The sequence below is a fragment of the Wolbachia endosymbiont of Trichogramma pretiosum genome (assembly GCF_001439985.1).
Taxonomy (GTDB): domain Bacteria; phylum Pseudomonadota; class Alphaproteobacteria; order Rickettsiales; family Anaplasmataceae; genus Wolbachia.
In genome coordinates this window covers 786,409-809,705 of record NZ_CM003641.1, presented here as the reverse complement: position 1 = coordinate 809,705, position 23,297 = coordinate 786,409, and the positions used below count along the sequence as shown (strand labels likewise).

Genomic DNA, 23,297 nt, shown 5'->3' with positions numbered 1-23,297 from the left:
GTTTGTTGAAAGGCTTTTTACTAATTTTCTTGATTCAAACAATATGCTAGACTTTAACTTAAAAATCTTTGTAAGTGATCACGACTGAAAGGTGTTTTCATGCATTTTTACCTGAGTGCAACAAGTGTAATTCATTGAGTTTCCAAAATTGATAATGAAGAAAAGCATTACTTGTCTAATAAAAGCAATTCGATACTCTTGTGAAGGAATAAAATCAGCTTTTATATCAGAAATTGCGTTCAGACAGGAGTTACTACTTTTTATGGTATGCGTTTCAACTTTGTTTGTTTTAGATGTAAGTAATTTAGAACGTACAGTAATGGTAAGCAGCCTATTTTGGTGTTAATTGTAGAAATTATTAACACTGCTTTTAAAACAACAATTGAGCGTATTTCAAGTGAACAACATATACTTTCAAAAAAAAGTGAAAGATCTAGGTGGTACAGTAGTTTTTCTCTCATTAATTAACTTCTTGATAATATAAATGATAATATTGATATGAATGTTGTTAAGATATATTTTCAAATTCACCGATTAAGACTTGCATGTCTTGTGGTAAATCAGAAACAAATTCTATATATTCTTTACTTTTTGGATGATATAAGCCTAGAGTGTGAGCATGTAGTGCCTGTCTATTGAAATTACGGATAAAGTCAGAGTTTTTAGCATATTTTTCACTTTTACTACTATTTTTTCCGTAAACTTGATCACCAACTACAGAATGTCCTATGTGGCTCATGTGTACTCGAATTTGGTGTGTTCTACCTGTCTCTAAAGTACATTTAACCAGGCTTGCTTGCCCTATAATTTTCTTCACTGAATAATGAGTGATTGCTAATTTACCTGCTGTTTTTGTGACACACATCATTTCTTTATTACTGCGTTTTGGAGTAATATGGGTTTTTACTGTTCCTTGCAGATTAGGTAATGCTCCCCAAATTACTGCTAAGTATTCCCGTTTTATTTTACGATTTGATAGCAGTTCAGACAAGAAGCTGTGGGATTGTTCATTTTTTGCAATTACCATGAGTCCACTAGTATCTCTATCAAGCCTGTGAACAATTCCTGGTCTTGTATTTGTATATGGAATTTTGCCAAGGTGAGCGATCACTGCATTCAGGAGTGTATCATTGTTTGTTCCAGCACCTGGGTGTACTGTTAATCTACTTTGTTTACTCAGAACTATAATGTCCCCATCTTCGTAGATGATATCAAGCTTTATATTATAGTTAGGTTCAATTGATGTGGATATGTCAGGTTGAACACGATGTACTATATACTCCTCACCTGGTTTTACTATGTGGTCATTATTAATTATTGGTGTGCCAAGTAATGTTACCCGCTCATCTTGTATCAATCTTTGTGCTTTACTGCGTGATATGTTACACTTTTTAGCTATGTAAATATCTAGCCTTAATTTTTTTTCGTCACTATTAACATTTAAGGTTATATCCATGGTCACCACCCTGCGCAAGCTACTTTGAATGCTGCATGAATATCTGGATTCACAAATTCAACTTTTGTACTAGGTTGAATTTGAGGGACGTCTTGTTTTTTAATATGGCAAATTGTTTGAGAGCCATCTTTCCAGTAAATTGTTATTTTATTATCAAAATCCCGTAGCGTTAACTCCCTCTTTTCTTCTTTTTTATCTTTTTCTTCTAGCTTAATAGACTCTAATAAACAATATAGAAAGCCACTTGCTTTACCGTTAACTTTTTTTCTCCATTCATCCATTTTTTCTTGTTCAGATAATTCTTTTTCCAATTGTGCATTTTCCTGCTCTAGCTCTTTCATCCTTTTTTTTGATTTTAATAATCTATGTTTTTCTATTGCTTTTTTCTCTTCATCTAGCTGTTTTTCAAGAGAAGTAGCAGTAATACTGCCTTCACTGCTATTAGGTTCGGTTGATTGAGTTTGTTTATTCTTTAATTCTTCTAGTTCATCTTTTACTTTTTTTAGCTCTTCCTCTAATTTCTTCCTTATCTTTTCCGCCTCTTCTTTTTGCTTTTTCAACATATCTATAAACGAAAGATCATCACTAACTGTGCTTTCCATAGATTTAAAATAGCCAATCAATCTGCTTGGTTCAAATCGCTCAACCTTATCTTTAGCGATTTTAATAGCATTATCTAAACTAGAAAAAATACTTTCAATTTTTAGTGAACTTGCTCTTTTTACCAGCCCTTTAGCTTCATTTAAAATGGGCGAGATTTCCTTGCACAACCCATCCAAATCTTCTTTGATGTCTTCTCTGACTCTTCGTAGATGAACAAGTGTTTCTTTAATTTCATCATTTTCAGGCTTTAGAAGCTTATTATCGAGTAGAACTTTAACTTCATCTAACTGCTTATCAAGTGAGTCAACAATTTTATCTGTAAAATCAGTCAAGTGCTTATCAAGTAATTTTATCAATCGAAATGTAGAATCATTTTCTTCCTCATCTTTTGTCTTTTTTCCATTACTGATACAACCCCACCTCTTCTGAATGGAAAGAGAATATCCAAATTGTTAAACTTTTTAACAATATTATGATTATTGTTTATCTCATTGTTTTTTAGCTTGCTGAATGTTATACATATCCCATCAATAGCAATGATACCAGCCAGTGTAACTATGGCCCATTCCAAATCCTGAACATTGGCAAAGCTAAATCTATTTTGTATTAATGCACCAACGATGATTGCAGTACTAACTACATATGGTATGGCAAGAAAAATGCCCTCATTCTTATTCGCTTGTCTGTGATCATCTAATATTTCTTTTTGATTTTTAGAGATTGGTAAAATTATTGAAAAGCTTGCTTTTTTGTGACTTATAAAACTTAAATTTGGTTTTATCTCTATTTTCAGAGCATTTTCAACGATTTCACTTATCTCGTTATCTTTGCCACCTCTAATTTTATCATTTATTAATTCCTCTATCGACTTTTTTCCTTCTTTTATCTTCTGCTTATTCATATATCTCATAGCAGAAGAGGCTACAAAAGTTGTTAAAAGAATAACAGAAACCAAAGTGTAAGTTGGCATGAATGTTGGGTTAAAAATATCTGTAATAAAGCTTAAATTATTACTAGTTATTATTATTGCAGCTACATAAGCCAAAGAAAATTGAAGCCAAGTATTTACATCTGCTATAGTTAGAGTGTTACTTACAGAATATTTCTCTGCTGCACGCCATAACATAGGAAAGAAACCAATAGCATCATCTATTTTGGCAAAACTATGATCTACTTTAACATTGAAACGATTTGTTGTATCTAAAGGCATAAATCTCCTTATATACTAATTAAGCAATTGTATATAAATGATACTTTAAAAACAAGTTTTTGACTTATGTCAAGGACGATTAGAACGCACTTTACTAACCTTTATAACACTATCTGTTATCCAAACAGAGTGTGTGTCATATGCCTCTAAGTCAGCATATTTGATGATTTTAGTGTTGCAAGCTGGATAGTTAAACTTGCTTAACTGAGTTACTAGATCAACATTGTTACAATTTTCTAAAATATCTTCTCTTTTGTGAGCTGGCAACACTGACTTATTATTTCCTTTATTACATATGCAGTCATAATCATTACATTCTAGCCTTTTATTTGAATTACTGAATTTAGTATGATTCACAATTTGATTCTGCCCGTTTTGCTTTGCCCACGTTTTGACAACAAAATTTCTGTTTTTTCTAGTAAGAGAATATAGTAAATTGTCATCTTCTTTTACAGCAAGATTATCAGCACTGACTAGAATATCAGGAGTTGTATACATATCCCTAGAGAAAATACCTAGCACAATAAAGAAAATTCCAAAGAAACGCCAATCCTCTCCCACAAGCATAACCATAACAGCCCAAGCGTTATTATAATAATGAATGAGGCAGGAAAAGTGCGAATAGGAACAACCAAATACTAAAAACTGGTAATTGCGTTTGTTATATATAAAACGCTGTCAATTGGGCGTTCCATGAGAGGCGTTATAATCCACTGAGCACCTAAAGTAATCAATAAAACATAGATTATTCCAAGTGGAATAATAATGAGTGTAACTATTGGTATAGCAATCAAATTTGTGACAATGCCACTGATTAAAAAATAGTTAAAATTGTATATTGTGTACGGAATAGTTGCTAAACTTTCTATTATTGAGCTGATCATTATCGACACAAAATATTTTATTATTTTTATTTTGAATAACTTATTAGCATTGATCTGATAGCTGGCAACTAGTGCAAAAAAGCAGAAATGACATTTGAAAACCTGGCTTTAAGATTGTTTCTGGCTCCACTGTGAGTATCACCGAAGCAGCAAACGCAATTGCTATTAATCCTCGATATTTCCTTTCTATGATTATTGCAACAAGTACCAAGATCACCATGATGTAGGCACGCTGAGCAGAAATTTGCATATCGGCAATCAACAAATAAAAGGTAGTTGGCAAGATAGTAAAGAATGCAGATATTTTTTTAGTGTTATATTTAAGAGTCAAAGTTTCAGACATTGCAAATAAATTATGGAATACTATAAAAAATAGACCAGCAACAAACGATAAATGTAGACCAGATATAGCGAATAAATGTGCTATACCTGAATCTCGTATCGTATTCATAGTTTTTTGATCTATCCCGTCTTTTTTTTGCCAATTAATAATGCAGAGATTATGTCCCCGTGTGGCTTTTTGGTATTTTAATGTAGGTTTTCATAGATATATTGACGGAAAGATTCTATATACTCTTGAAATTTTCTTGCTTCAGCTTTTTGTACAGGACTATTTTGCTTATTGCAAAGCCTGTTGCACTTATTTTCTGATAATATGCTATTCTTGCAAAATCATATGCATATTCCGAAGGTGCAATTTTTGGAGGCAAGAGTTTTGCTGATAATTTTACTTGATCCCCTGTTTTAATGACTTCTTCCGCTTTGCTTCTAACTGATATTCTGATGTTATCCAGCTTGAACTTCGTGTTTTTTATTTCATAAAGCAAAAATTTCTCATACGAGCCCTTGTTATTAATATCCTTCACTGTAGCAACAATATTTTTCACATACCTTTCCTTATCAAGAAGGTGAGTATTAACTGAATCTGTTCTGAATTTGCTGGCTGTAAATCCTATGAGCACTGCAATTAAAGAAATGCATAATATTACGTATTTCCTGTATAATATTGCAATAAGAATTAGTATGAATGAAAGCAAGAGAAAAATAGATATAGTGAAAGCACAACTTGGTTCAAAATTTAATGAGAAATAGGTTAAAATTCCTGCACACTGAAAAACAGGGAACCACAATATCAAGTTATATTTTTCATTGCACAGATTGTTATGTATATAATTTACTATTATGTTAAGAAAGGTTAATAGATATATAAATATATATAATAGTGTGATTTTATTCTTTTATTTATTATTATTACGAATATAATAATAGATAAGCAACGACGCGGGGTGGAGCAGCTCGGTAGCTCGTCAGGCTCATAACCTGAAGGTCGTAGGTTCAAATCCTACTCCCGCAACCGTCTTTCAATCAGACAAACATTTGTGATTTTATTCTTTTATTTATTATTATTACGCATATAATAATAGATAAGCAACGACGCGGGGTGGAGCAGCTCGGTAGCTCGTCAGGCTCATAACCTGAAGGTCGTAGGTTCAAATCCTACTCCCGCAACCGTCTTTCAATCAGACAAACATTGCGGTTTCTCTTATTATAATGGCAGTGGTGTTTCTAACTTAAAGCTTGTTTTTTACCTATAGGCTCAATCATAACATTCAGTAAAAACTCAGGGTATTTATTGACAAAATTATAGCGGCTGCATGCATTTTTTCTTTTTTCTTATTACATCAAGAATTTCACTATACACTTTATTGTTGTCCTTATCTGCAATTACAGTAATAACATTACATCTATTAGGTTCTTTTACGGCTATTTCTTGAAATCCTTTTCGAATTTTGTGATAGAAATCAATGCTCATTTCTTCATACTTATTTTTGTCCTTTGCTCTACTGAGTCCAACTTGAACATCAATATCTAAAATAAATGTGATATCTGGATATTTAATTTCCACTAATTTGTGTAAGTCTCTTATTATACTCAATTCAACACCTAGTCCATACCCTTGATACGCAATAGTTGAATCGATAAATCGATCACAAATAACTATCTTTCCCTCTTCAAGAGATGGCAATATTAATTTTTTCATATGTTCGTGCCTCATCGAGATAAGCAGCAAGAGTTCAGAAATAGGATCAATATTATCCTTAAGTAGTAATCCTCTTATTTTTTCTGCAAAATCAGTACCACCTGGTTCTCTAGTCAATACGACATTATTTTCACCGTGAATTTGCTTGAAATAATTTGCAAGTAACTCAGACTGTGCTGTTTTACCAGAACCATCTATTCCTTCGAAGGTTATGAACATAAATTTTATAGTTACAATGCTAAATGAAAACAGTGTACATAGAAACCATTTGACATTTAAGCAATAAGATCATAGATTATGGTATACAATACTCTGTGGTATGGTTAAGCTAGACACTCCTAAAATAGATTTAGACTTTAATGCAAAGAATTTTAATCTCCTGGGAGTGGATAACAAATATTATACATTAAGTGACTGCTATGGGGAAAATGGTCTCATTGTAATGTTTATATGCAATCACTGTCCTTACGTTCAATCAATTATTAGCAATCTAGTAAGCGATGTTAATTTGTTGAAAAAAGATTATCAGGTAAACGCCGTTGCAATCATGCCAAATGATGTAAATGAGTACCCAGAAGACTCCTTTAAAAACATGATTAATTTTGCGAGGGAAAATAAGTTTACATTTCCATATTTGATTGATAATAACCAAGAAGTAGCTAAAGAGTATGGTGCTGTTTGTACCCCTGATTTTTTTGGCTTTAATTCCAAACTAGCCCTCTGCTATCGCGGGCGTTTTAACAACACAAAAAAAGAGAAAGTTCAAAATTACGAAGTAGGAAGTAGTGATCTATTTCAAGCCATGAAATTTATTGCAGAAACTAGCAATCCTCCAGTTGACCAAAAATCAGGCATTGGTTGTTCGATAAAATGGTCTAATTCTACAGGTTAAATATTATGCACAGCGGCTCTCAGCATTTGTTTGATATTATAATTTTACTCTCTGCTGCTGTGTTTATAGTCATAGCGTTTTGGAAAATGAATATTAGTCCAGTACTTGGTTACTTTGTTGCAGGTGCATTGATTGGTTCTCATGGATTTAATCTGATAAATTCAGTTGAAGTAATGGATAACTTTGCAGAGTTTGGCGTAGTTTTCCTATTGTTCATTATAGGTCTTGAATTGACATTTGAACGCCTTATAGCTATGCGTAGGCATGTGTTTGGGTTTGGTTCCCTTCAAGTTATAGTTACCATGATAGCAATATGGTGCATTGCTCTTGCCTTTGGAGTAAATACAAACATGGCAGCAGTTATCGGTGGTGGACTTGCACTATCCTCAACAGCAATAGTGTTGCAGGTCCTGCAAGAAAAGGGTTCCCAAGCAAGCCAAGTTGGTAGATTATCAATAGCAGTGCTACTAATGCAGGACTTTGCAGTGGTACCTCTAATAGTACTAGTGCCCCTGCTTACTGGCAATTCTGAACACAGCTTAATAAGCTCGTTGGCAGGCTCATTAGTGCAAGCAGCTATTGCATTGGTGTTGATATTTGTAACTGGTAGGTTGTTACTGAGGCCATTGTTTTCGGTTATTGCCAAAATGGAGAGTAATGAAATCTTTATATCAACAACACTTCTGATAATATTAGGATCAGCATTTATTACTGAACAATTTCATTTATCAATGGCATTAGGCGCATTTGTTGCTGGGTTACTAGTTGCAGAAACAGAACACAGGAATTCGGTAGAGCATGCAGTATTGCCATTTAAAGACTTATTTCTTGGTTTATTCTTTATGACTGTTGGCATGTCTATTGATATTGACCTTTTACTCAATAAGTTACCACTCGTTACTTTATTATCAATTATCCTTATCATTTTAAAGACGTCCATTATATATACATTGTGTAGATTTTTTGGATTTAGAAGTGCACCTGCAATACAAGCTGGATTACTTCTTGCACAAGGAGGTGAATTTGCATTTATTTTATTCCGTTTAGCAGATGAATTAGATGTACTATCAAGTGAAATCGCTCAAGTGCTTATGATGGTAACTACAGTAACTATGGCTTTTACCCCCCTTTTATCGGGAATTGGAGACTGGATAGCAAATTCATTTAGCACTGAAAAAATAATACTAGACGATGAAGCAATCGAAACAGACACACAAGATCTTTATAACCACGTAATAGTTGCCGGTTTTGGTAGAGTGGGATATATGGTAACGAAAATGCTTACTGCGGAGCATTTAAGTTATGTTATTGTGGATATTCAATCAAAAATAGTGAAAGAAGGAAAAAATGACAGTTTCCCTATATATCTTGGGGATGCTACAAGATATGAAATTTTAAAATCAGTAGGAATAGAAAGAGCTCAAGCTCTTGTGGTTTCAATAAAGAACGAAGTCACTATAAAGAAAATAGTTTCTCTAGTTGCAACAAACTTCCCGCATGTAAATATTATAATACGTTTACCAGATTTGAATAATGTGGAGGTTTATAAAGATCTAGGGGTTAGTAAAGTTATTCCCGAAACGTCTGAAATTGGATTGCAGCTAGGTGGAGCAGCATTAAGTTTAAGTGGTATTAGCGACAGCGGAGTTACATCTTTAAAAGGTAAATTTAGAAAAGGCAACTACAGTATGTTAAAAGACCTTGGTAGTGATAAAGATGAGTAATCCTCTATTACTTTAATTAGTGATCAGAAAAACACATTTATTAAGCAACTATACTCTCTAGAAAGGTGAAATTGACCTTATTGTAACTATGAACAAAATAATAATAAAAAAATTTGGTGGTACTTCGCTAACTGACTTAAATCGAGTTGCAAATCTAATAAAAAACGATATTGAAAAAGGTTATAATGTAATTGCTGTTGTATCCGCTGCTGCAGGATTCACTGACCAAATGGCTTTTCAAGCCAGGCAAATTTCAAATTTAAACTGTAGACAAGAGTTATCAGAGTATGATGTCCTGCTTTCAGCAGGAGAACAAGTCTCTTGCGGGTTATTAGCTATCACTCTTCTGTCTATTGGAGTTAATGCTAAATCATGGCTCGCCTGGCAGTTACCAATTCTAACGGATAATTTTTATTCTGAATCTAAAATAAAAAAGATAAAAATTGACCATATAAAAAGATCTTTTGCTGAGGGTTATACTACTGCAATCATTGCTGGTTTTCAGGGTATATACGATGATAGAATCACTACTTTTGGTAGAGGAGGATCCGACATCTCAGCAATTGCCTTTGCTGTAGTTTTTGGTATCAGGACTTGTGAAATTTTTACTGATATTGACGGAATATATACAGCAGACCCAAAAATTATTCCAAGAGCACGCAAGCTTAAATCTATCTCTTACAATGAAATATTGGAGATGTCGTCATCTGGTGCTAAAATATTGCATAATCGTTCAGTACAACTTGCAATGAAGCATAATATTAAGGTGCAAGTGTTATCCACTTTTGAGAAAGGAGAAGGCACTACAGTACTACACGAAAAAGATGTACTGGAAAGATACTTAATTACTGGAATAACTTATAGCACTCACGAAGCTCTTGTAACTTTTACTAACTTTGTAAATACTATGGATACTTTAAGAGATATAGCAAGAGCAAACGTTAAAGTTGACATGATACATGGGTCAAGCTTTTTGATTTCTAAATTTGATGTTGATTTAATGACAAAGTTATTGAACAAAAATGAAAATTATGTCGTAAATAATAATATAGCTAAAATTTCAATAATTGGTATTGGTGTTATGTCTAACACTGAAGTGATGTACCGCACACTCAAGGTTTTAAGCGAAAAAAAAATAGAAATACTTGCTATCACAATGTCCGAAATCAAGATCAGTATAGTTGTTCAAAAAAAACACGCTGAGGCTTTAATTAGAGATTTACATACCGAATATGAGCTTGATGTATGACAGCACGCTTGAAATTTATTTACTTGATAATTCAAAAAACTTGAAAGAGCAAAGATAGTTATTGAAATTATCTTGATTTACATCGGTTATCCAAGTTTGACATTGAATGCTTAACACCTCCTCAATTAACACCTTTCTGTAATCTTTATCCAGATGAGACATTATATCGTCAAGCAGGAGAAGAGGTGCTTTATTGTAATGAATACACCTTGCTTTTACACTAGATAAGATGATAGAAAGCAGTAATAGCTTTTGCTCTCCAGTAGAACAAAGATTTATTGGCATGTCCCCTTTTTGGCAAAAAACCCGAAAATTATCATTATGTACAGAAAAGGTTACTCTACCAGTTAATGAGTCTTTTTCTCTATTTTCCTTTAGACGATTCTGAAAATATTCAGCAGTATCGTTCAAAGTTAGCTGACTACTAAATTTCAAACTTGCCTTTGGAAAAGACTCACAAGAATGGTTATCAATTGTGTCCTGTAGTATTTTTAAAACAGAAAAACGCATACGTAAAATATCAACTGCATTGGTAGCCATGACATTTTCAAGGCTAGAGAGCCAATTTTCTTCTAAAATATTCTCTCTAAGCAGTTTACTTCGCTCATGTTTAGCTTTCCTGTATTTCATATAGCAATAAGTGTAATTTTCTTCAAACAGTGAGACGATACGATCTAAAAATTTTAATCTGTCACTCGGAGAATTAAGAAGAATATAGTCCATTTGTGGAATGAGCCATATTACATTGGATATTCTATATAGAGATGAATAACTTGATTGTGTTTTTCCATCAATTTGTATTAGTTTATTATTAAGATTCTTTCCTATACCAATTGAGTTAAAGTATGTTCCATTAAAAAAGTCATAATGCACTGCCCAATCTTCATTACTGAGTCTATTTTGCATCTCACTAATTTTTACTTTTTTCATGCCATTACTTTTAGCAAGCAATGAGATTGCTTCAAGTATATTAGTTTTACCAATACCATTTTGACCAGTTATTACAACCGATCTATCGTCTAAATCCAGTTCGAAATTTGAATGACTACGGAAATTATGTAATTTCAATTTTTTTATATAGCAATGGGTAGCCATTCTTTAATTTATATTCTGCTTACTTCCTCTAAAACCTCATCAACATGTCCACTTACTTTTACATTTTTCCAAATCTTCACTACTTTACCTTTTTTATCTATTAAAAAAGTAGTACGCTCTACTCCTATATACTTTTTGCCAAACATACTTTTCTCTACCAAAACACCATACTTTTCCAATATTTCAGCATTTTCATCAGAAACTAAAGAAAATGGAAGAGAATATTTTGCTTTGAAGTTAGCGTGGCACTTAACACTATCTTTTGATACACCAATTATCACTGTGTCAAGAGAAGAAAAATTTTCTATATTGTCTCTAAAGCCTTTTGCCTCCATTGTGCAGCCCGGAGTATCGTCCTTAGGATAAAAATAAAGAACTACATTTTTTTTATCAAAAAATTCACTCAGTGATAAAATCACACCAGAGTCTGTTGGCAAGCTAAAATCAGGTGCATTATTTCCTATTGTTAATTCCATACTTTTCTCCATTATCAACACTTTTATGTTACTATATTATATAGTAATAGGAAGAGAGGATAAATGAAAGTAGCTTTTCAGATGGATGAAAGTATAAATTTTGAAGCTGATACTACATTTTCATTAATAAAAGAAGCGCAAAGAAGGAGGTACGAAATTTTTGTTTATGTACCTAATAATTTAGCACTAAAGTTAAATCAGCCAATTGCCCTTGCTCAGAAAGTAAGTGTTGATGATTGTAGCTTCATTTCAAAAGAGGATGTAGTAATCAACCTAAATGAAATGGATATCATATTTATCAGACAAAATCCACCATTTGATATGCGGTACATTACAACAACCTATATCTTAGAAAAGACTACTGCGTTAGTAATAAATAATCCAACAGAAATAAGAAACTGCCCTGAAAAATTAATTACTTTACTGTTTACAGAGCTAATTCCTCCAACTTTGATCACTGAAAATATATTGATGATTAGAAATTTTTATCACGACTATCAAGATATCATCTTGAAACCACTATATAGCTATGGAGGAAATGACGTAATAAGAATACAAGATCAAAATAGCATTCAAGTGGTAGTCGATCTCATGATTGCAAAACATGAATGTCCTATAATTGCACAAGCGTTTTGTAAAAAGATAAATACAGATAAAAGAATACTGCTATTGGATGGAAAGCCAATAGCAGTAATGAAGCGAGTTCCAAAGTCTAGCGGAGAAATAAGAACAAATTTGAGACTCGGAGCAAGTTTTGAGCCTGTCCAAATGAATGATAGAGACAACGAAATATGTAATAAAATTGGTCCTGAGCTAAAGAAAAGAGGGCTAATATTCGTTGGCATTGATATTATAGATGACTTCCTTCTTGAAATTAACACAACTTCGCCTACGGGAGTAGTTTATATCAATAAGTTGTATAGTAAATCACTAGAAAAAGAACTATGGGATGTATTTGAAGAAAAAGCAATTCGTCAACTAAGTTCTTGAGCTATTTCCTTAATAAATTCAGCAACTCCATTCCTTATTCTTGTTTTCTTAGTATTATTAGCCATATCAAGCAATTTTTGACAATTTTGTAATAAATCAACTAGCAACTCTCCTAGATTCTTTTTTGCGTTACTATTTTGCTCAACCATTACAGCTGCTCCCGAATCTTCAATATGTTTTGCATTATAAAATTGATGGTTATCTTTTGAATGAGGATAAGGAATATATACAGCAGGACGCTCAGCAAGAGTAATCTCTGCTATTGAAGTTGCCCCCGCTCTGCTAATTACTAAATGAGCATTGGCCAGTTTATTTTCCATATCATTGAGAAACTCACTTAACTCACAATCAATTCCTTCACTTTTGTATAGACTCTTGACCTTGTTTATATTTTTCTTCGTACATTGCTGCGTTACTCTAATCCTTTCTTTTACTTCAACAGGTAGATCACAAATTACACTGCTCACTACATCATCAAAAAAATTTGCACCCTGACTGCCTGCTATTATTAACACGTTTAAAACTGTTTCAGCTCTAGAATAGCCTTGTGCTTCTATATCGACAAAATTTCCTGTAAAAACGCATTTACTACCTTCTGCATACTTAGTCTCTGGAAAGCTAGTTGCAATTAATTTTGCACTCTTGAAAAAGAATCTATTTACTCTCCCTAAAACTATATTTTGTTCATGTAAAATTATAGGTATAGAAAAAATCTTTGCTGCAAAAAGAGTTGGAAAAGAAGCGTAGCTACCAAAACCAATGATTAGCTTTGGTTTTAATTTTCTTGTTTGATACAGTGCTAATAGAAAACTATACATTAATAAAAAGAGAAACTTAAATTTGTTACCACTTGGCTTGCACAATGGTAAAATATAACTTTCTGTGTTGATGGTTTTTTGATCAGTGAATAATATACAATTGTGCCCTTGTGCCTTTAGTGCTTTTGCTAAGGTTATAGCTGGAAAAACATGCCCACCTGTACCGCCTGTTGCTAGAATAATATCCATCTGTGAATAGCAATGTGATAATAGATTATTAATCATTTTTTAATAATCTGCATGTAAAATTTTATTAAGCTTTGTGATAGTTGAGTCTAAAATGCCTGAAAGTAGCAACAGTAAAAACGTAAAAACAAGCCTCAAGAGCAAAGAGAAGGCGAAAGAGGAGGTTTTATAGGATTGTTAAAAAGCATAACAAAAGCTCTTTTTAACTCAGTTGTTGATCTACCTCAGCAAGAACAACTCAATAAAAATATTGATAGACAACAAGGTTTAGACAGTAAAAGAACAAGCCCAGAGGATCTTAATCAGGAAAAAAAAACTTGAAGTGAAAGAAGCAGCTGAAGGGTTAAAAGAAAAGTTAGAAAATCCGATATTGGTAATCAATCTATTAGAATTCAATCGCCTAATCAGGATAATTGTAGCTCTAAAACAATGAATCATTAGCTTAACTATTTAACGATTCATCATCTGCAGAAAGTACTGATTCGTGTATAATTTCCGAAACAGTTGGATGAGGAAAAATAGTAGATTTTACGTCGCAGTCTGTTCCCTCTAGTTGCTTTGCAAGAGCGAAATTGCTAATTAACTCTGTTACTTCCGCTCCTATCATGTGAGCTCCAAGAAGTTCGCCTGTTTTTTTGTCTATAATTGTTTTCACTAAACCTTCAGTTTCACTTAGCGCAATAGATTTACCATTAAAGTTGGAGTGAAATTTTCCTACTTTTATATCGCATCCACTTTTTATTGCCTGTTCCTCAGTAAGGCCAACGCTTGCTACTTGCGGATGAGAGTAAGTGCAATTTGGCATGCACTCTTTTTTTAACTTATGAGCATTTTTACCAGCAATTTTCTCAACACAGATTACAGCTTCATGACTTGCTTTATGCGCTAAACACGGGGGACCAGCTACATCACCTATTGCATACACACTTGATTCACTTGTTTCATACCACTCATTCGTTTCAATAAAACCAGAAGGACTAAACTTAATTTTTGTATTTTCTAAACCTATATTTTCAGTGTTTGCTTGAACGCCAACTGCAACAATTACTCTATCGAATTCTTTATTATCACCACTACTTAGCTGCACTTGAACAGAGTCTTTATTTTTAGTAAAAGTTTTTACACTATTGCTCGTATATATTTTTATTCCTTGTTTTGTAAATATCTCTTGTACTAAATTTGAAATGTCTTTATCTTCCAGCGGCAAAATAGTGTCTTTTACTTCTATAATTGTTACATCAACACCCAAAGTACTATAAAAACTTGCAAATTCTATTCCTATCGCACCAGAACCTATGATTAGTAGCGATTTTGGTAACTTCTTTGGAGTCATAGCGTGCTGCGCATTCCATATTAAATCTCCATCTACTTCTATTCCAGGTAGATTTCGCGCTCTAACACCTGTTGCTAAAATGATATGATTGGAAAAAATTTCCTCCTCCTTTTTGTCATTAAGAATTTTTACAGTACGATTACCTACAAGTTTACCAAAGCCTTGATGAACTTTGATGTTATTTTTTTTCATCAAATATGCAACACCGCTTGACAATTTATCAACAACGTTTCTTGAGTATTTCACTATTGATTGTATATCAAAACTTGCATCCTTTACTTTTATGCCAAATTCTTCTGATCTTGTTATTAACCTATAAATTTCAGATACTCTAAGTAGCGATTTTGTTGGTATACAACCCCAATTTAAGCATATACCACCCAAATTTTCTTCCTTTTCAACAATTGCAGTTTTCAATCCAAACTGTGCCGCTCTAATTGCTGCTATATAACCACCAGGACCGCTGCCTATAACTGTAATATCATACTCATTCATCAGATTTCTTCGTATTCAAAAAGATTATATATAACATATGGAACCCGTATGATCAATGCTCAGGTGCATAGAAGCGGCTTGACAAAGCTTCCCACATTTCTTCTTATACTAATAAGAGTATTTATCCTTATTTTTAATCTCCGCGGGTTTAACAACAAAACTCAGATATTTATTGGCAGATTACATAAAAATTATAGCGGATGCATGTTTTTTAAATTTTTTCTACTTCAGCCAAAACATGCTTGTTAGCACATTATCAATTTACATTATTAAAACTCGCTATATAGGGATTCTTTTGCCTTTTTTTTATTTGGTAAATTTATTAATATTTATAGCTAAAGCTTCAGAACAGCACTTGATGCTGAAATCTTTACTATAAATAGGTATATTGAGCACAAAATTATGCTAAAACACAACGTTTTGGTGAGACTATGAACAAACTTAATCCCAGTATCTGGGCACTGGGATGACAAGAAATAGGCTACTTGAATAACAACGGAAGGTTGTTTGGATGATAGTTACACTTCCAGTGTCAGCTACTCGGATGACAAGAAAGAGGGCACTGACATGCTGAACCATAATGCTCGTACAGCTGTGCAAGAATCAGTGGGTGTGACTTGCAAAATTTTTAAATTACGGACAGAACCAAGTAAAGTACAAGTACAGCGTCTATACCAGTTGTTGTTGTGCCTTATTTCTTTCTCTACAATACATTTTACCTGATAAGAATAGAGCTACTATAAGATAAATAAGATTCCATGTTGCTAACGAAACACCAAAGATATAATGAGGTCTGTCACAAGACGGAGAGTAATTAGGGTTTAATAGATTATTTCTTAGCTCTTCTATGCTAACGTTACCACTTACTTGCTGTGTACAGCCTAAAACATCATGAAATAAGTGGAGTTCAAGACCTACATGATAAAAAGATATTATTGCACCAATGAGATAGCTGCAAAACATCGCATAGATTAGGATTTTGTTTTCTTTGAACATGTACGCAACTGCAAGTAGCCCTGTAACATAGTAAGCTACTCGCTCATATATACATAACTTACACGGTATCATATTGAAAAAATACTCTAGCACATATGCAAAAATTAAAGCGACAGCGCTTGACAGGAGAAAAATTATAGAACTGTTATTTACATCTGACATAGTTGATGGATTACTACAATATCTGCGAATAGTCAACTCTTGTTTTACAACGTTCCATGTAACGATAGAACACTAAGTACTATGTTACCACTTTTACACCCTATAAATATGCTCGCCGTTATATATTGGTTTAGTAATCAGACCTTTCATATCAGTTGCAACTCTAGTATCACTATCTATTTTTGCAATTTCTTCTTTGGTATACAATACATCCTTGTTTTTCGTCCAGCTATTGTCATATTGAATATCAACTTCTCCTCCATTTGTTTTGAAGACGAATATTTCTTCTATAAATGATTTTTATCAAATGAGTATTCATTAGAAAGAATGTGACATATTATAACATCTGTAATTGTGTAAACATAAGATGATGCTGATCTAAACATAGGATAATATGTTTTAAATATTCTCTTAACTTCATTATAAATTTTCTTGATCTTTATTCTACCAGCATCACTTACAGCAATGATAGCGTTCTCAATATCTATCATACCGCTGTAGCTGTGACCTGTTACTTCATTTTCAGCAAGTAGAAAGCCCTGTTTAGCATGAATCTCACCAATTTTCCTGTCTTCTGTAGGTAAGATATCAAAATCAAAATAGATCATAGGAAACTTCAGTGCCAACAACATAAATATACGTATACTGTCTATCTCAAAACCAAAAGATAATCTTTCATCTTCTGGAGTAGAGTATAGATCTCTAAAATATTGAGAAACCTTGTATAAAGAACATTTAGATTTTTCAATTTGCCACATTTTTTGTAAATGAAAGCTAAACTCATATTCCCCTAAATCCAGTTCATTAAAATCTATAAGCTATATATTTTTATTTGGGTTAAATTTTCTGTTTGATATTTTATTCTCCAACTCTTTACGTTGCATAGTAGTAAAACCAGATCCATTTATTACTAATTTCACTACACGTATACTTTCCCTCTTTGCCCATTCGATCAATCTCTCCACGTATTTTTCTGGAATTAGATATCCATATTTTCGGGGAAGCCAATGAAACACTAAGGGTGTATCAACCGTGAAAGCATGTGGAGATCCAGGACTTAAATCTTGTCCTTTATAATTCATAGCAAAAGTACTAAATAAGTTAATACTTTGCTATATAATATTAATTTATCAACTACTTATTTAAGTAATATTTTTAATAAATAATATTACTTAAATAATATTACCTACTTTACATAGGGATTTTTGTTCTTTTTCAAAAGTAATCTGACTGGTACGCCTTCAACAAAGAAGTTTTTTCTAAGACCATTAGTCAAATAACGTTTATAACTCTCATCAATACTTTCCGGGACGTTGCATACCAAAGAAAAAGCTGGAGGTTTGGTGCCAATTTGAGCAATATACTTCATTCTAATTGCTCTACCTTTTATAAGTGGGTGAGAATGTTTTTCCACAGCATCTATTAGCCAATTATTCAGTTTTGCAGTGCTGATCTTCTTGTTTAAGGATTCACTCACTTCAAGACACTTATCTATCACATCACCACAGCGCATACCTTTCAATGCAGAAATTGTTACAGTTGGCACTTCCAAAAATAACCGAGTCACTTCCTGTTGTTTGACAAATTTTATTAACTTACTTCTGTCATCCTTACCTATTAAATCCCACTTATTTAAAACAATGATAATTCCCTTACCCCCTTTAATTGCAGATTCAGCAATTGATAAATCCTGCTGCTCAACGCCAAGTAAGGAATCTAGCATTAAAATCACTACATGAGAGCGCTTTATTGACTCTATACTTTTTTCAACAAATCTTGATTCTAAGTTATCAACAACATTTGCCTTTCTGCGGATTCCCGCAGTATCGATGAGAGTGATTAATTTCCCATTATGGTCGTATGAAATATCCACAGAGTCACGCGTGGTACCAGGTTTTGAGCTTACTATTAGTCTATTTTCTGCAAGTAAACTGTTTAAAAAAGTTGATTTTCCAACGTTTGGGCGACCAATGATTGCAATCCTCAGTCTAATGGACTCACTTTCAGGCAGCTCAGTTTTTTTGTTAAAATCTTCAATAAAACCAGCTAATATATCATAAAGATCAATCATACCGAGGTTATGTTCGGCTGAGATGTACACCGGACCTATGAAGTTGAAGAACTGCAAATAATCAACATTTTCCGATTTATGACTTTCGCATTTGTTTGCTATTAGTATTACAGGCTTGTTCGTTTTTCTCTTCAGCCACTTTGCAAACTCTTTGTTCTGCTCGTTTTGCACTTTTGCATCAACAAGAAAAAAAATTACATCTGCGCTTAATAAAGAAAACTCTATTTGTTCAATAACTTGTAGTGAAAAAGCGGTTTGGTCATTCCATCCTCCTGTATCTATAACTTTAAACTCTAAATCACCAATTCTTCCAATTCCTTCACGCCTATCTCTCGTTACTCCTGGGATGTCACTAACTACAGCTGCTTTTCTTCTTACTAGCCTATTAAACAGAGTTGACTTACCTGCATTTGGAAGGCCTATTATGACTATTTTCAGCATAGTTTAAGAGCGTATTTTATACATAGTAAATTATAATCAAAATTTTTCATTTTAACTATTGACTTGATAGATTATACACCTACTACTAAAATTAGTATATTTTATCTTAAGTTTATTAAGTAGAATTGGAGGCACTATGCATAATGAAAATGAAACTTTAATAATGAATTTCGATCAAGTTGCTCAATTAACTCCTCAAATTTATAAATTAGGGACACCTTATAACAAAAGGACACGTATATATAACTATATAACTTTAGCTAAAGCATTGGAGAATCTCAATGATCAATACGTGTAAAGTTAAGAAGAAGTGAGGTAAAGTTGGTGTAAAGAAAAGAAAAAGAAGATATAAATTCTTCTAAATTTAACAAACAAAATGGAGAACTTATACAATGAAAAGAATAGTTTGCATCTCAAAAAAGCTCAAAGAATTTTTTAATGAAAAAGCAGATAAAATCTCAACCACAACAGGATTCATAAAAAGAAAGAGGAAGCTAAAAGGCTCATCGTTTGTAAAAGCCATAGTCTTGGGTAATATAGGGATTGATAATTGTAGTATAGAGATAATTTGTTAATTATTGAGTGGAGACTCGATAAATATAACAAAGCAAGTTCTGGACTTTAGATTTACCAAGGAAGCAGTGGAATTTATGAAAAGAATGTATAATGAGTCTTTAGTTTTATTTAAAAATAGCTTAAAAGGTTGATTGCAGAACTTTGAAGCACTTTAGAAGTGTTAAGCTATTGGATAGTAGCTATATCAGCCATACCTAATGGTATGGAAAATATATATAAAGGTTATGGTAATAGCTACAGTAGTTATGAAAGTAATACTAAGTATGGAATAAAGTTACAATTAGTTTTTGACTACCTAACCCAGACATTAGAGCAGCTTAATATAACTGAGGGAATAAGGTCAGATCAGTTGTATAGAAGACATTTAAGCAATATATCGAGCAACGATTGACTAATATCTGATTTGGGTTATTTTGTGCCAAGTTCCTTTAAACAAATCAATGAAGCCGGAGCTTATTTTATAAGTCGTTATAAATCTGATACCACCATATATGGTATATAAACAAATCAAAAAATAGAGTTATTAGAATGTTTAGAGGATAAATTGTTTCTAGAAAATGAGGTGCTGTTAGGAAAAGAAATAAAAATTAAAGTGAGAATTATATGTCAAAAATTAACTGAAGAACAGTCTATAATTAGAAGAAGTGCTAATAGGTTAGCAAAATCAAATGGATATACATCTTCTCAAAAGAATCAAAAATTGCTGGATTGGTTAATATTCATAACTAACGTTCTAGAAAATAAAATTAGTGCTGAGCAGGTATTAATAATTTACCGAGTAAGATGGCAGATTGAATTATTATTTAAATTGTATAAGAGTCACATCAGGCTTGACGAATTTAAAGGAAAACCATACAGAGTATTATGTAAACTATACGCTAAATTGCGCGCAATTATTATATTTCATGGAATGGTTGGTTGTACAGAACTAAAAAAGGGTACAGAACTTAGTCTAATAAAGGAATTTATTGAGCTTAAAAGGCAAGTTAGAGAGCTATTCTTAACATTAAATTGTGTAGTCAGTAAGATACAAATTTTCCTCAAAAAAAAACTCGCCTCAACCTGGTCAAAATTCTCCTTAAAAGACAAATATAGAAAAACAAGAATATCAAATTTGAGTGCACTAAATTTGCTCATTTTCCCTTAACTTGACGCGTATGGTTTATAGAATAGGAAAAAGCAAAGTGTACAAATGAAGTAGCTGATAAAGTTGTAGCTGATATGAGGTTGAGAGGAAAAGAAGATAAATCATTTACTGCATGGGTATCGTTAAAAGAGGGCAGAGGTGAGTTAAATTTGATAACTCGTTTCCTGGTAAGGCCTTAAGGGATATTAATCTAAAAATTGGAGCTTTTACATTGGTATCTCTAGAAGATAAAAGGTTGGTGCGTATTTCACAAAGTGATGATTGTATAAGGCTTTATCAAATACTAAATGAGTCTTGTATAATTAGATTTAACTGCAAAGTGGGTGATAGAGATTGCAGTATTGCTTTAAATATTAGTGAAAATGGTAACGTATTTTGTACTGATTTAAGTGATAATATAAGTCCTGAGGACTTCAAGGAAAACAAAACTGTAAAAACAAATTGGCTATTATGAGAATAAGAAGATGGATAAATATAATGACATGACTCTAGTAAAATTGGTCTCATTGGCTTCAAACTTACAAGGAATTGAAAAAGAAGTTATAACAATTAATCCATCAACAGGTGTAACAAGTGCAAGTGCACAGAATGTTAGTGAGTCTCAGCATTCTCAAAATATTAAATAGAAATTGCTAGCGCATTAATTATCGTACACATACACCGTTGCATGCAGCAACGGTGTATGTATATAATCAATAGGATTTGTAAGCTCAATAAAGTTTACAACCACTTTGAAAGTTATTTTACTACATGCAAGACTCTGAAATACTAGAAACTCTAAAGATCAAAACATTAGAAGCCGAAAAAGGAGGAGGTCCTGATAGAGTTAACAAGCAACATGAAAAAGGAAAGCTAACCGCTAGAGAAAGGCTGAGTATATTGCTCGATGAAAATTCATTTCAAGAGTATGATAAGTTTGTGAAGCATCACGCAACTGATTTTGGCATGCAAAATGCTGATTTTTTAGGTGATGGAGTTGTAATTGGCCATGGTACTATTTATGGGAGAAAAGTTTTTGTTTATTCTCAGGATTTTACTGTCTTTGGTGGATCACTTGGTGCATCACATGCAAAAAAAATATGCAAAATTATGGATATGGCAATTAATGCCAGAATTCCAATTATCGGACTAAACGATTCTGGTGGAGCCAGAATCCAAGAAGGAGTAAATTCCCTTGCCGGTTACGGAGAAATTTTTCAAAGGAATGTAAATGCATCAGGCGTGATACCACAAATCTCTCTAATCATTGGCCCATGTGCTGGCGGTGCAGTTTACTCTCCAGCGCTAACCGATTTTATTTTCATGGTAAAAAATAGCTCATACATGTTTATAACCGGACCAGATGTAGTGAAAAAAGTTACATACGAGAACGTAAGCCACGAAGATCTCGGTGGAGCAAAGATTCATACGAGTAAAACAGGAGTAGCAGATTTTGCATTCAATAATGAAGTTGAAATGCTACTAGAAATGCGAAAATTCTTTACCTTTTTGCCAGCAAATAATCAAGAGTTGCCAAGAACTGTACCAATCTGCGACTTAATTGATGATGTTGATGAATCTTTGAACACTCTAGTTCCTAGTAATCCTAATACTCCTTATGATATGTATGAACTCATTGAAAAGGTGTGTGATGAAAGGAAATTTTTTGAACTAAAACCCAATTTTGCTCGCAACATCATAGTTGGCTTTGGCAGAATTGGAGGAAATACTACTGGTGTTGTTGCAAATCAACCTATGCACCTTGCAGGATGTTTGGATATTGACTCTTCAAGAAAAGCTGCGAGGTTTGTAAGATTTTGTGACGCATTTAACATTCCCATCATCACACTTATTGATGTTCCAGGGTTTTTACCTGGCACGAATCAAGAATACAATAATATAATACAACACGGAGCAAAACTGCTTTACGCTTACGCTGAAGCGACCGTGCCGAAAATTAGCCTTATCACTAGAAAAGCGTATGGTGGTGCATATATTGTTATGAACTCAAAGCATTTAAAAGGTGATATAAATTATGCTTGGCCAACCGCTGAGATAGCTGTAATGGGCCCTGAAAGTGCAGTTGAAATTATATTTAGGCATGAAAAAGACCAGCAAACGTTAATCAAAGAATATAAAGAGAAATTTGCTAATCCATTTTTTGCCGCATCACATGGATACATTGATGACATTATAGTACCAAGTAAAACAAGGCATCACTTTCACAAAGCATTAGAGCTACTTAAAAACAAGAAAGTAGAAAGAATATGGAAGAAGCATGATAATCTTCCTTTGTAACTTCCTCTCAGTCTTTATTGTAAGGTCTTCACTGCCGTTACACCAAGACTAGTGCTTGGATTACCAATAACGCTATTTCGGGTTCTTTTTTTTTCTAAAATATATTCTTACCTTAGCTAAAATTTACTTCTGCGTGTTTTAAATCTGATTATAATTACAATTAGGGATACTTTTA

19 protein-coding genes, 2 tRNA genes and 4 pseudogenes are annotated in these 23,297 nt (G+C 33.0%); 12 read left to right on the top strand and 13 right to left on the bottom strand.

Annotation, left to right across the window (positions count from 1 at the left end; all coding sequences use genetic code 11):
• The first annotated feature begins 154 nt into the window (after window positions 1-154).
• Window positions 155-468: pseudogene (locus wTpre_RS07310) on the top strand (diacylglycerol kinase).
• Window positions 469-508: 40 nt separating this feature from the next.
• Here the strand turns inward: wTpre_RS07310 and wTpre_RS03920 are convergent.
• The 4 genes and pseudogenes from wTpre_RS03920 to wTpre_RS07305 all read right to left on the bottom strand — a co-directional run bounded on the left by wTpre_RS03920 (window position 509) and on the right by wTpre_RS07305 (window position 5,337).
• On the bottom strand, window positions 509-1,456 hold the full coding sequence (locus wTpre_RS03920; RefSeq protein WP_068652123.1) for an RluA family pseudouridine synthase: 948 nt from the start codon (window positions 1,454-1,456) through the stop codon (window positions 509-511).
• Window positions 1,457-1,458: 2 nt separating this feature from the next.
• Window positions 1,459-2,415: a coiled-coil domain-containing protein gene (locus wTpre_RS06875; RefSeq protein ID WP_245609375.1), complete on the bottom strand. Its 957-nt coding sequence runs from the start codon at window positions 2,413-2,415 to the stop codon at window positions 1,459-1,461.
• Window positions 2,412-3,269 (bottom strand): hypothetical protein, encoded by an 858-nt coding sequence (locus tag wTpre_RS06870; RefSeq protein WP_245609374.1) that lies wholly within the window; start codon window positions 3,267-3,269, stop codon window positions 2,412-2,414. The genes wTpre_RS06875 and wTpre_RS06870 overlap by 4 nt, the downstream gene beginning before the upstream one ends.
• Before the next feature lie 69 nt (window positions 3,270-3,338).
• Window positions 3,339-5,337: pseudogene (locus tag wTpre_RS07305) on the bottom strand (ComEC/Rec2 family competence protein).
• A gap of 96 nt (window positions 5,338-5,433) precedes the next feature.
• Here wTpre_RS07305 and wTpre_RS03900 point away from each other — a divergent pair.
• Window positions 5,434-5,507 (top strand) — tRNA-Met (locus tag wTpre_RS03900).
• An 81-nt stretch (window positions 5,508-5,588) separates the two neighbouring features.
• A tRNA-Met gene (locus wTpre_RS03895) sits at window positions 5,589-5,662 on the top strand.
• Window positions 5,663-5,795: 133 nt separating this feature from the next.
• Here wTpre_RS03895 and tmk read toward each other — a convergent pair.
• Window positions 5,796-6,413 carry a dTMP kinase gene (tmk, locus tag wTpre_RS03890; RefSeq protein WP_068652121.1) on the bottom strand — a complete coding sequence of 206 codons (618 nt, stop codon included), beginning with the start codon at window positions 6,411-6,413 and terminating at the stop codon, window positions 5,796-5,798.
• Window positions 6,414-6,513: 100 nt separating this feature from the next.
• Here tmk and wTpre_RS03885 point away from each other — a divergent pair, with 100 nt between their 5' ends.
• The 3 genes from wTpre_RS03885 to wTpre_RS03875 all read left to right on the top strand — a co-directional run bounded on the left by wTpre_RS03885 (window position 6,514) and on the right by wTpre_RS03875 (window position 10,059).
• On the top strand, window positions 6,514-7,086 hold the full coding sequence (locus tag wTpre_RS03885; protein WP_068652119.1) for a thioredoxin family protein: 573 nt from the start codon (window positions 6,514-6,516) through the stop codon (window positions 7,084-7,086).
• A 5-nt stretch (window positions 7,087-7,091) separates the two neighbouring features.
• Window positions 7,092-8,810, top strand: a complete 1,719-nt coding sequence (locus wTpre_RS03880) for a monovalent cation:proton antiporter-2 (CPA2) family protein (protein ID WP_068652117.1) — start codon at window positions 7,092-7,094, stop codon at window positions 8,808-8,810.
• Between the two features lie 88 nt (window positions 8,811-8,898).
• Complete coding sequence (locus tag wTpre_RS03875; protein ID WP_068652115.1) at window positions 8,899-10,059, top strand: aspartate kinase; 1,161 nt, start codon at window positions 8,899-8,901, stop codon at window positions 10,057-10,059.
• Window positions 10,060-10,074: 15 nt separating this feature from the next.
• Here the strand turns inward: wTpre_RS03875 and recF are convergent, their stop codons facing one another.
• Complete coding sequence (gene recF, locus wTpre_RS03870) at window positions 10,075-11,154, bottom strand: DNA replication/repair protein RecF (protein WP_068652113.1); 1,080 nt, start codon at window positions 11,152-11,154, stop codon at window positions 10,075-10,077.
• An 8-nt stretch (window positions 11,155-11,162) separates the two neighbouring features.
• Window positions 11,163-11,630 carry a thioredoxin-dependent thiol peroxidase gene (gene bcp / locus wTpre_RS03865; protein ID WP_068652641.1) on the bottom strand — a complete coding sequence of 156 codons (468 nt, stop codon included), beginning with the start codon at window positions 11,628-11,630 and terminating at the stop codon, window positions 11,163-11,165.
• Window positions 11,631-11,693: 63 nt separating this feature from the next.
• Here bcp and gshB point away from each other — a divergent pair, with 63 nt between their 5' ends.
• Window positions 11,694-12,620: a glutathione synthase gene (gene gshB, locus wTpre_RS03860; RefSeq protein WP_068652111.1), complete on the top strand. Its 927-nt coding sequence runs from the start codon at window positions 11,694-11,696 to the stop codon at window positions 12,618-12,620.
• Here the strand turns inward: gshB and wTpre_RS03855 are convergent.
• Complete coding sequence (locus wTpre_RS03855; RefSeq protein ID WP_068652109.1) at window positions 12,605-13,627, bottom strand: UDP-N-acetylglucosamine--N-acetylmuramyl-(pentapeptide) pyrophosphoryl-undecaprenol N-acetylglucosamine transferase; 1,023 nt, start codon at window positions 13,625-13,627, stop codon at window positions 12,605-12,607. The two genes, gshB and wTpre_RS03855, sit on opposite strands and share 16 nt — an antisense overlap.
• 73 nt (window positions 13,628-13,700) lie before the next feature.
• On the opposite strand from wTpre_RS03855, the pseudogene wTpre_RS03850 reads away from it, so the two are divergent.
• A pseudogene (locus wTpre_RS03850) lies at window positions 13,701-14,065 on the top strand (hypothetical protein).
• A gap of 1 nt (window position 14,066) precedes the next feature.
• Here the strand turns inward: wTpre_RS03850 and lpdA are convergent.
• The 5 genes from lpdA to der all read right to left on the bottom strand — a co-directional run bounded on the left by lpdA (window position 14,067) and on the right by der (window position 19,122).
• On the bottom strand, window positions 14,067-15,452 hold the full coding sequence (gene lpdA, locus wTpre_RS03845) for a dihydrolipoyl dehydrogenase (RefSeq protein ID WP_068652107.1): 1,386 nt from the start codon (window positions 15,450-15,452) through the stop codon (window positions 14,067-14,069).
• A 669-nt stretch (window positions 15,453-16,121) separates the two neighbouring features.
• A complete protein-coding gene (locus tag wTpre_RS03840; protein ID WP_068652105.1) occupies window positions 16,122-16,610 on the bottom strand; it encodes a disulfide bond formation protein B in 489 nt (162 codons plus the stop codon).
• A 287-nt stretch (window positions 16,611-16,897) separates the two neighbouring features.
• Window positions 16,898-17,368, bottom strand: a complete 471-nt coding sequence (locus wTpre_RS06845) for a hypothetical protein (protein WP_245609372.1) — start codon at window positions 17,366-17,368, stop codon at window positions 16,898-16,900.
• 60 nt (window positions 17,369-17,428) lie between these two features.
• Window positions 17,429-17,692: a hypothetical protein gene (locus wTpre_RS06840; RefSeq protein ID WP_245609371.1), complete on the bottom strand. Its 264-nt coding sequence runs from the start codon at window positions 17,690-17,692 to the stop codon at window positions 17,429-17,431.
• Window positions 17,693-17,796: 104 nt separating this feature from the next.
• A complete protein-coding gene (der, locus tag wTpre_RS03825; protein ID WP_068652104.1) occupies window positions 17,797-19,122 on the bottom strand; it encodes a ribosome biogenesis GTPase Der in 1,326 nt (441 codons plus the stop codon).
• A 392-nt stretch (window positions 19,123-19,514) separates the two neighbouring features.
• On the opposite strand from der, the pseudogene wTpre_RS03820 reads away from it, so the two are divergent.
• From wTpre_RS03820 to wTpre_RS03810, 4 genes and pseudogenes are all read left to right on the top strand, one after another.
• Window positions 19,515-20,845 (top strand): annotated as a pseudogene (locus tag wTpre_RS03820) (IS4 family transposase).
• A 211-nt stretch (window positions 20,846-21,056) separates the two neighbouring features.
• Window positions 21,057-21,299, top strand: coding sequence for a hypothetical protein (locus wTpre_RS06835; protein ID WP_083495768.1), 243 nt, complete (start codon window positions 21,057-21,059; stop codon window positions 21,297-21,299).
• Between the two features lie 10 nt (window positions 21,300-21,309).
• Window positions 21,310-21,471 (top strand): hypothetical protein, encoded by a 162-nt coding sequence (locus wTpre_RS06830; protein WP_245609370.1) that lies wholly within the window; start codon window positions 21,310-21,312, stop codon window positions 21,469-21,471.
• A gap of 124 nt (window positions 21,472-21,595) precedes the next feature.
• On the top strand, window positions 21,596-23,122 hold the full coding sequence (locus wTpre_RS03810) for an acyl-CoA carboxylase subunit beta (RefSeq protein WP_068652102.1): 1,527 nt from the start codon (window positions 21,596-21,598) through the stop codon (window positions 23,120-23,122).
• The last annotated feature ends 175 nt before the right edge of the window (window positions 23,123-23,297 follow it).

What these genes read in the sequence shown, in the direction of transcription:
- wTpre_RS03920 (WP_068652123.1), bottom strand. Translation starts at nt 1,456, where the DNA reads ATGGATATAACCTTAAATGTTAATAGTGACGAAAAAAAATTAAGGCTA.
- wTpre_RS06870 (WP_245609374.1), bottom strand. Translation starts at nt 3,269, where the DNA reads ATGCCTTTAGATACAACAAATCGTTTCAATGTTAAAGTAGATCATAGT.
- tmk (WP_068652121.1), bottom strand. Translation starts at nt 6,413, where the DNA reads ATGTTCATAACCTTCGAAGGAATAGATGGTTCTGGTAAAACAGCACAG.
- wTpre_RS03885 (WP_068652119.1), top strand. Translation starts at nt 6,514, where the DNA reads ATGGTTAAGCTAGACACTCCTAAAATAGATTTAGACTTTAATGCAAAG.
- wTpre_RS03880 (WP_068652117.1), top strand. Translation starts at nt 7,092, where the DNA reads ATGCACAGCGGCTCTCAGCATTTGTTTGATATTATAATTTTACTCTCT.
- wTpre_RS03875 (WP_068652115.1), top strand. Translation starts at nt 8,899, where the DNA reads ATGAACAAAATAATAATAAAAAAATTTGGTGGTACTTCGCTAACTGAC.
- recF (WP_068652113.1), bottom strand. Translation starts at nt 11,154, where the DNA reads ATGGCTACCCATTGCTATATAAAAAAATTGAAATTACATAATTTCCGT.
- bcp (WP_068652641.1), bottom strand. Translation starts at nt 11,630, where the DNA reads ATGGAATTAACAATAGGAAATAATGCACCTGATTTTAGCTTGCCAACA.
- gshB (WP_068652111.1), top strand. Translation starts at nt 11,694, where the DNA reads ATGAAAGTAGCTTTTCAGATGGATGAAAGTATAAATTTTGAAGCTGAT.
- wTpre_RS03855 (WP_068652109.1), bottom strand. Translation starts at nt 13,627, where the DNA reads ATGGATATTATTCTAGCAACAGGCGGTACAGGTGGGCATGTTTTTCCA.
- lpdA (WP_068652107.1), bottom strand. Translation starts at nt 15,452, where the DNA reads ATGAATGAGTATGATATTACAGTTATAGGCAGCGGTCCTGGTGGTTAT.
- wTpre_RS03840 (WP_068652105.1), bottom strand. Translation starts at nt 16,610, where the DNA reads ATGTCAGATGTAAATAACAGTTCTATAATTTTTCTCCTGTCAAGCGCT.
- wTpre_RS06845 (WP_245609372.1), bottom strand. Translation starts at nt 17,368, where the DNA reads ATGTGGCAAATTGAAAAATCTAAATGTTCTTTATACAAGGTTTCTCAA.
- wTpre_RS06840 (WP_245609371.1), bottom strand. Translation starts at nt 17,692, where the DNA reads ATGAATTATAAAGGACAAGATTTAAGTCCTGGATCTCCACATGCTTTC.
- der (WP_068652104.1), bottom strand. Translation starts at nt 19,122, where the DNA reads ATGCTGAAAATAGTCATAATAGGCCTTCCAAATGCAGGTAAGTCAACT.
- wTpre_RS06830 (WP_245609370.1), top strand. Translation starts at nt 21,310, where the DNA reads ATGGATAAATATAATGACATGACTCTAGTAAAATTGGTCTCATTGGCT.
- wTpre_RS03810 (WP_068652102.1), top strand. Translation starts at nt 21,596, where the DNA reads ATGCAAGACTCTGAAATACTAGAAACTCTAAAGATCAAAACATTAGAA.